Below are 1,647 nucleotides of genomic sequence, written 5' to 3' on the forward strand. Positions count from 1 at the left end.
CTTCCGAAACTCTTCAAAATCGGCCGGACTGAGTTTGAGAACGCGGTTTTCGATCTGTTCAAGTTCGGTCATTGGTTTGCCTTGTAGTCGGTGGGTGCCAGTTTCGGGTGCGTGTTATATCGGCTAACGCCATGCTCAGCCGAGCCGGTTAAGCGAGGGCGAAAACGGCTTCGGCCGGAGCAACTCGTTAGGCATACATCAGTTTCCCGCGAGGCTCAGGAATCGGGCGACCAATTTCTTTTGCAGTTTCGATCCACTCGCGGATGATCACTTCGGCGTTCTTGAGTGCCTCCTGGTAAGAAGATCCGTCGGCCATGCATCCAGGTAACTCCGGCACCTCAGCAAGGAAAGCGCCATCTTCGGCGCTCCAATAGATAAGTATCTCGTATTTCGAATCCATCGCCTCTCTCAGAGTTTGTATTTAAGGATTACGGTTCGAACGGTGGTTAAGTGGGATTGGCCGTCAACGCGAGTCGGAGGCCAGAGGGCACAAAGGGCAGAAAATCATCCGTATTCAATGTGAGTAGCTCAGCTTCAGCGCGCATCGCGGCGACAGCAATCAGTGCATCTGTCTTCAGCGTGCGACGTCGACCCGCTTGGTTGTAGAGCCAAGCGGCAAGACGCGCGTGCTCAGCGTTCAACGCGATGATATTGCCGCGCACAAAGGCGTATGCCAGCGCGATCTCGTGTTCTTCCACCGGCCCGATCAGAAATTCGTACCACACCACACTGCAGACCCCAGCCGCTTCACCGCCAGCGATGCGTTCGATCACGGAATGTCCCTCCTTGGCCCAGAGCGGAAGGGCAATGAGGGCATTGGTGTCGAGATGGATCACTCGTGCCTGCTCGTGCGTTGTCGATCGTCCTCATGGCGCTGCAATCGCAGGGCGTCGACGATGCATGCTGTCTCCTCCCAATCTCGCGGAACTGAATGGGTGCGGTAGTACTCGAGCACGGCCTTGGGCGTTAACGCTGGAGCTGGCTCGTTAGCGAGGGCGATGCGGATCGATCGGTGAATCACCTCGGTTTGCGAGACGTGCCAAGCCGCCGACAACTGCTCGATCAGGCTGGCCGTCTCGGGATCGAGTGTGTACGTGGAACAGCTAGATAGGGTTTCCATGCAACATCTCCTGGTTCATTAGATGTCATCATCGCCGATGATGCGGACGAGTGGCTCTACAATAACACCCGTTCAATCCCGCCAGCCTTGACCTGCTCCAAGAACCGCTGCTGCCAGCCCTCGCCGAGGCGATGCTTGGCCAGCTCGACGACGATGTAATTGGTCATCAGCCCGGTCTCGTCGGCGTACTTGGCCAGGCCCTGCTGGCAGGCGGGGCATGACGTCAGCAGTTTGACCTCGCCGTGCTCGACGCGGGTCTTGCCGGTCAGCGCCTGGATGCCCTTGTTCAGTTCCTCGCGTTTGCGGAAGCGCACCTGGTTGGCGATATCCGGCCGACTGGTGCCCAGCGTTGGTGGTCCAGTTGGCGGTGCTTCGGGACATCCGCGCTCGTTATTCGCCTTTAGGCTTGCTGTCGTTGCCGCGGCCGCCGGTGGGGTGTCGATTGGGGTTGAACATGGTGCGATCTCCGGTGAACTGTTCGAATGGACAGTATAGGCGAAGTCCGGGGTTGAGCAGCATTGAGGCGG

At 58.2% G+C, this 1,647-nt stretch carries 4 protein-coding genes; all 4 read right to left on the bottom strand.

Annotation, left to right across the window (positions count from 1 at the left end):
- Nucleotides 1-187: 187 nt before the first annotated feature.
- A complete protein-coding gene (locus tag VBE63_RS28875; RefSeq protein ID WP_323686423.1) occupies nt 188-400 on the bottom strand; it encodes a type II toxin-antitoxin system HicB family antitoxin in 213 nt (70 codons plus the stop codon).
- Nucleotides 401-446: 46 nt separating this feature from the next.
- Complete coding sequence (locus VBE63_RS28880) at nt 447-836, bottom strand: type II toxin-antitoxin system VapC family toxin (protein WP_323686424.1); 390 nt, start codon at nt 834-836, stop codon at nt 447-449.
- The gene (locus VBE63_RS28885; protein ID WP_323686425.1) at nt 833-1,120 is read right to left on the bottom strand and encodes a hypothetical protein; all 288 of its coding nucleotides are present in this window, start codon (nt 1,118-1,120) and stop codon (nt 833-835) included. Before VBE63_RS28885 ends, VBE63_RS28880 begins: the two co-directional genes overlap by 4 nt.
- Nucleotides 1,121-1,176: 56 nt before the next feature.
- The coding region (locus VBE63_RS28890) for a DUF3400 domain-containing protein (RefSeq protein WP_323686426.1) at nt 1,177-1,647 on the bottom strand (471 nt) is incomplete at its 5' end.

Origin of the sequence: Lamprobacter sp., from assembly GCF_034860625.1 — a bacterium.
Taxonomy (GTDB): domain Bacteria; phylum Pseudomonadota; class Gammaproteobacteria; order Chromatiales; family Chromatiaceae; genus Lamprobacter.